Below are 6000 nucleotides of genomic sequence, written 5' to 3' on the forward strand. Positions count from 1 at the left end.
CTTTTTTTATTTGACCAAGCCTTACGTTTGTCCATTCCACTACCACGCAACCCGTGAGTGGAACTGGCACTCCTTTTAGATCACCGAAGTAAACCCAATTGAGTGGTCTTTTTTGTTGCCTACGTTTTTTTATTGCGTTTATTTATAAGACTAGCCAGTACGCAAAATAATTTTTAAATTTTTCTACATTACATTTATTTCTAAAATCTAGTGGCAAGCAAAAACTAGGAGCAGGAATAAAATCTCACCTTGAGAATTTTATTCCTGCTCCTAGCTACTTTTTCAAACACGACTACAGCTCATTCAATAACCAATCGTCCGGTTATTGAATTAACCTACGCTACGCAGTAAACCCAAAACCGATTTTTATCCACTCTCCCGTTTATCGCCAGCGATGTTCCTCACAATAAGAGATTTCACAACCATCTTTTTTAGGTGGTTGAGTTCGTTTGTTCTGCTCAGTTGCACCACATAAAGCACAGGTCCAGACTTTTTGATCATTTGGCATACCGCTAACACTCCCTACGTTTTTGATTATGTTATTAGCATAGCAAGTCTGTTTTACCAGTGCTATAAATAAGCTTAACTTTATCTTAACTATTCGAAATATCATCTTATCAATTTGTTATGAAATCAATCACACTTTCTTCATAATTCACCAGTATAGTAATTTACATAGAGATCAGTAATCCCTATTTACCCAAACAACCCAAATTTTTCATTTTACTCCTCCAAAGTAATGAAAAAAGAGTCACTGGTCCTCCCAACTGGTGGCTCACCCTTACTCCTTTTTGATCCTTGCGGCAACCCAACCGTAAGGATCTTTTTTTGTCCTAACTTTGTTTGCCCAGCGGCCGATTTACTAGCGCACAAGTCGTGCGGAAACGGACGCCCTTTTTGGGTAAAATTCAAAAGAGGCCGGGACAAAAGTCCTAGCCTCTTATTGTTTTTGATCATTATTCTAGAACCTGCGCCAAAAGTCTGGATTCACGTGCTTAAAAGTGAACCAAGCGTCCTTTTCACACCACTATTTTCTTATCGCTAATAAAAATCTATTTAGCGTCCGCCAAGATTTTCTGAACAGCATCCAAAGCCTTATGTTGGGCCATAACACTCTTTAATTTGTCGGCATCATCGGACAAATTAATCAAGGCATCATCCAGATCAACAAACTCAGTTTCGATATAACGGAGCGTATCCAGCTCTTTTCTAGACAGGAGCTCTTTTTGGACAGTCTGTTCAACTTGCTGGGCTTCACGACCAATCCTACGAACTTCATGAATAGCCCGCTCTTGCGTTAAGAATTGACTAATATGGCTGGTTTTCCCACCAAGCTTACGCAAATCCAACGCTAACTTACGCAATTGCGCATTAATTTGATCGAGTACACTATCTTCTTTATCTGTCATCCTAACAACACACCTCACTAATTTAGTTTCCAACTTTAATATAGCACAAGAAAAACTTGCCGTTAAACAGCGGCCTTCTTTTTGGTCTTTTGTCCGCAAATAAACATGGTACAATCAACCAGAGGTGATCCAAATGTTATCAGGAAAAAAACGACAAGAACAAATTCGTGGCGCACTAATTTCAGGAACGCAGCCACTAAGCGCTAGTCATTTTGCTAAACAATTCGGCGTCAGTCGGCAAACAATTGTCGGTGATATTGCCTTAATGCGCGCGCAAGGAGAAACAATCGTTGCCACCCCCCGCGGTTATGAGTACCAGCACAATAGTAGTCACCAGGCAATCATTGCTTGTCGCCACCGCCCGGCCGATATTGAGCAAGAACTAACGCTAATTGTCAAAGCCGGCGGTAGCGTTAACGATGTCCTCGTTGAGCACCCACTCTACGGCCAACTGCGCGGTCAGTTAGCGATCCGAACTTTAAGTGACGTTCAACAATTCGTCCACAAATTAAACCGATTTAAAGGCCATCCCTTGGCGGAACTTACGGACGGTGTCCATTTACACACAATTACCTTTGAAAATGAAACCCAATTAACCCAGATCAAACAAAGTCTGCACGCCGCTGGAATTTTATACGAACCGGCTAGTTGACAAGACACTCCTAAGTAGTGTTTACTAAGATTATCTTTTAAGGTGTCAAGACACCTTAAAAAGCGCATTACATATCTTAATTTACCTGGGAGGATTACTTATCATGACAAACGAAAAACCCGCAACAAAGCGGCTATTAACGGTTGCGGGGCTGGCCTGGTTATTTGACGCGATGGATGTTGGCATGCTTTCATTTATTATTGCGGCACTTAAACCGGAATGGCATTTAAGCGAGGTTCAAATGGGTTGGATTGGCAGTGTTAGCTCAATTGGTATGGCAGTTGGGGCCATTTTGTTTGGTATCTTGGCCGATCGTTACGGGCGCAAAGATGTTTTAATCATCACGCTACTCTTTTTCTCAATCGGCACCGGATTATCTGCGCTAACCACAGGCTACACTATGTTTCTTGTTTTACGCTTCTTCGTTGGTGCTGGGCTTGGTGGCGAATTACCAGTTGCCTCAACACTCGTCTCGGAAAACGTTCCGGTTGAAAGTCGCGGGCAAACCGTTGTCTTACTGGAAAGCTTTTGGGCTGGCGGTTGGTTAGTGGCGGCACTTGTTTCATATTTTGTGATTCCCACTTGGGGTTGGCGCATCGCCCTATTTGGTTCGGCTTTAACCGCACTATACGCACTTTATCTGCGTTACGGCTTGCATGAATCACAGGCTTTTGTCCGCCAAGAATTCGGTCAGCGGCCATCCACCGGGAAGGCCTTGGCCGATTTATGAAAACCTGCTTACTTTAGATCCACTTTGATGCTTTGGATCGTCTGGTTCATGGTTGTCTTTTCCTATTATGGCATGTTTCTTTGGCTTCCCAGTGTCCTCGTTTTAAAAGGTTACAGCCTGATCAACAGCTTCGGCTACACACTCATCATGACCCTTGCCCAATTACCTGGCTATTTTGTTGCCGCGTGGTTGGTTGAGCATCTAGGCCGTAAATGGGTGCTATCCTTCTTTTTACTGGGCACGGCTGTTAGCGCACTGGGCTTCGGTAACGCCACTGGCTTGGCGGCCATTTTAATTTTTGGTATGTTGCTTTCATTTTTCAATCTGGGTGCCTGGGGAACGCTCTACGCCTACTCGCCAGAACAATATCCGCTGACCATTCGGGGCACTGGAACTGGTATGGCCGCTGGTGTCGGTCGAATCGGCGGTATTTTAGGACCAATTATGGTTGGCAGTCTGATCGCTAAGGGGGTCTCCTTCACCGTTATCTTTGGGATTTTCTGCGCGGCCATCATTATCGCCGTCGTTGCCATTATCTTTCTTGGCAAAGAAACCATGGGCCAGCGTCTGGATGATACTGTTCAAGGTGAATAGCAGCCGAACGAAAAAAAGACAACCACAACAAAATTCGCTTTTGTTGTGGTTGCCTTTTTTTACGGTATAAATGAAACGTGTGCTACAAGGCAGCTTCTTTCGTTTAGTTACCTTTGGAAAACACGCTCACTTGTATCTGCCTGGCCAATTTAATGGAAACGTGTTTGAAAAAGCAGATTATTGCGGTGACCGAGACGAACTTAGTCGAGGAAACACAGTTATGGACTTTATAACTGTGATCCTTGGCGCTTTTCGCCATAGTTGAATGGACAACGTATGGCGCATCAAGATTATGAGCGTATTTAAGCTAATAATCCTCAATTGCGGAATAGTAGCTACAACAGCCAAATCACCTTTTTCAAAGGCAATTCGTCTGTTTAGGCCGTGTTTAGAGATGCCCTGACTAGTTTAATGGAAACGTGTTTGAAAAAGCAGATTATTGCGTATAGCTACGCTAGTCGAACGATCCGCTGCGCGTCTCTTTTCGCCTAGCTAGGTTGTGTTTAGAGAATGCTCTCACTTGTATTTTACTGACTAGTTTAATGGAAACGTGTTTGAAAAAGCAGATTCCTGCGGTTAGCTACAACAGCCAAATCATCTGTTTCACAGATAATTTGGCTGTTGTAGCTAATCCTCAGAATCTAAGCGCTTTTTCAAACACTCTTATTGTTCTAATTTTTTTGTAATTCTTTCTAAATTACGGATAAATGCGGCCTGTTCTTTTTGGGGAACGGCCGACTCAATTTCTGCCTCAAGTGATGCAAAAGTTGCGTTAATTGAGCCCAGTAATTTTTCACCTTTTGGCTCAAGGAAGATTTGTTTTTGGCGTTCATTGTCAGCCGGAATCTTGCGGACGATGTAACCCCGTTTGGCCATTAGCTTCAGCATATTTGTGACGGTGGCATTTTGGCGATTTAGGTATTCCGCAACATCCTTCTGAATTGTGCCTGGGTGCTCACTGACGTATTTCAATAGGCGCGCCTGCTGGTTATTTAGCCCTAACTCGCTCAGTTGGGCGTGAATAAAATCTGTTTCCTGAGCAACAACCAAATGGAGTCGCTCCGATAAATTATTCGAGTTATCGATTTTCAATTTTATGCCTGCTTTCGATTAGTTATCTTTAGCAACAGTATAGTAAAATATCTATTGTTAATCAAATACTTACCTATGCTTAATATTGTTTAGATGATACTTGTACTAACAACTAATCGCAACTTCACGGTCGGTTGTTTACCACGGGAGTGGGACAAAAGTCGGTTTTGGGTTCACTGGGTAATGTAAGCTGATCCAATAACCATAGTACGATTATTGGATCAGCTGTAGTTAGACACGTGAACCCAGACTTTTGGCGCACTTTCTAGAGCAATGTTCGGAAACAATAAGAGGCTAGGAGTTTTGTCCCAGCCTCGAAAATTTATTTTGTCAGTATCTTCTGACTCAATGTGCTCCAACTCTGTTTAAAAGGTGACCTTCTGTGCTTACCCTAGTTCGTGTTTAGAAAATATCTTTACTGCTAGTTTAGTGAAAATGTGTCTGAAATAAGCGCCGGATTAAAAGTAGGTTCAATTAATTCGATTTCACTTCAATACGCGTATAATAGATGTGTAATTAAAAATTAAAAGTAGGTGGAAAATGTGGCAATTTTAACAGATACATTTAACTTAACTAATGGCACCAAGATTCCTAAAGTTGGCTTTGGCATGTGGCAGGTTCCAGTTGGCGAAACGGCCTATAACGCTGCCGCTGAGGCACTGAAAATTGGTTACCGGCACATTGATACGGCTAAGGCTTACCAAAATGAAAGTGATGTTGGCCGGGCAATTCGCGATTCTGGTATTGCGCGGGAGGATATTTTTGTCACTTCGAAATTACCTGGTGCAACTAAGAGCTACGACGGCGCAATGACGGACTTCAATAGCACAATGGAACAATTAGATATTGACTACTTGGATTTGTACTTGGTTCACGCACCGTGGCCATGGACCGAAATTGGCAAAAATTGCGACAAGGAAAACAAAGAAGTTTGGCGCGCAATGGAAGATATTTACGCAACTGGCAAAGTCAAAGCTATTGGCGTTTCTAATTTCAACGTGCACGACTTAGAAAACATTTTGCCCAACGCTAAAATTAAACCAATGGTCGATCAAATTCAGTACTACGTTGGCTACACTGAACCCAAAATCACTGAATTTGCCAAGAAAAACGATATTTTGGTTGAGGCCTACTCACCATTAGCAACTGGCGGCTTACTCAACAACCAAGAAATGAAGCAATTGGCCGCAAAGTATGACGTTAGCGTGGCCCAATTGGCTTTGCGCTTCTGTTTACAAAACGACATTTTACCACTACCAAAGGCGGTCGGCACTGACCACATTAAAAATAATGCACAACTAGATTTTGAAATTAGTGCCCAAGATATGGCATCTTTGAACGCTATGCCCGACACGGCGCCAAGCCATTCCCATAACGCGACTCAGGGTTAAGGCGTTAACTTACCTGTTTTCTTAGGATCGATAATTTAAGTAACTTAAAAAGTGTTAACTAAAGGTTGAAAGTTAAATAGTTACCCAATACCCCAGTCTGCTGGGGTATTTTAATACAAAAATAGACATGAA

General features: G+C 42.5%; 4 protein-coding genes and 1 pseudogene. 3 read left to right on the forward strand and 2 right to left on the reverse strand.

Going from position 1 to position 6000, the window contains the following annotated elements; all coding sequences use genetic code 11:
- Window positions 1–1052 precede the first annotated feature (1052 nt).
- A complete protein-coding gene (locus EKM61_RS07565) occupies window positions 1053–1409 on the reverse strand; it encodes a hypothetical protein (RefSeq protein ID WP_068225750.1) in 357 nt (118 codons plus the stop codon).
- Between the two features lie 133 nt (window positions 1410–1542).
- Here EKM61_RS07565 and EKM61_RS07570 point away from each other — a divergent pair, with 133 nt between their 5' ends.
- A complete protein-coding gene (locus EKM61_RS07570; RefSeq protein ID WP_068225751.1) occupies window positions 1543–2061 on the forward strand; it encodes a transcription repressor NadR in 519 nt (172 codons plus the stop codon).
- A gap of 103 nt (window positions 2062–2164) precedes the next feature.
- Window positions 2165–3385 (forward strand): annotated as a pseudogene (locus EKM61_RS07575) (MFS transporter).
- Window positions 3386–4048: 663 nt separating this feature from the next.
- On the opposite strand, the gene EKM61_RS07580 reads toward EKM61_RS07575, so the two are convergent.
- Window positions 4049–4477, reverse strand: a complete 429-nt coding sequence (locus tag EKM61_RS07580) for a MarR family winged helix-turn-helix transcriptional regulator (protein WP_158234213.1) — start codon at window positions 4475–4477, stop codon at window positions 4049–4051.
- A 542-nt stretch (window positions 4478–5019) separates the two neighbouring features.
- Here EKM61_RS07580 and EKM61_RS07585 point away from each other — a divergent pair.
- Window positions 5020–5868: an aldo/keto reductase gene (locus EKM61_RS07585; RefSeq protein WP_068225753.1), complete on the forward strand. Its 849-nt coding sequence runs from the start codon at window positions 5020–5022 to the stop codon at window positions 5866–5868.
- Window positions 5869–6000: the final 132 nt, after the last annotated feature.

This window comes from Loigolactobacillus backii (assembly GCF_003946275.1).
Taxonomy (GTDB): Bacteria; Bacillota; Bacilli; order Lactobacillales; family Lactobacillaceae; genus Loigolactobacillus; species Loigolactobacillus backii.

What these genes read in the sequence shown, in the direction of transcription:
- EKM61_RS07565 (WP_068225750.1), bottom strand. Translation starts at nt 1,409, where the DNA reads ATGACAGATAAAGAAGATAGTGTACTCGATCAAATTAATGCGCAATTG.
- EKM61_RS07570 (WP_068225751.1), top strand. Translation starts at nt 1,543, where the DNA reads ATGTTATCAGGAAAAAAACGACAAGAACAAATTCGTGGCGCACTAATT.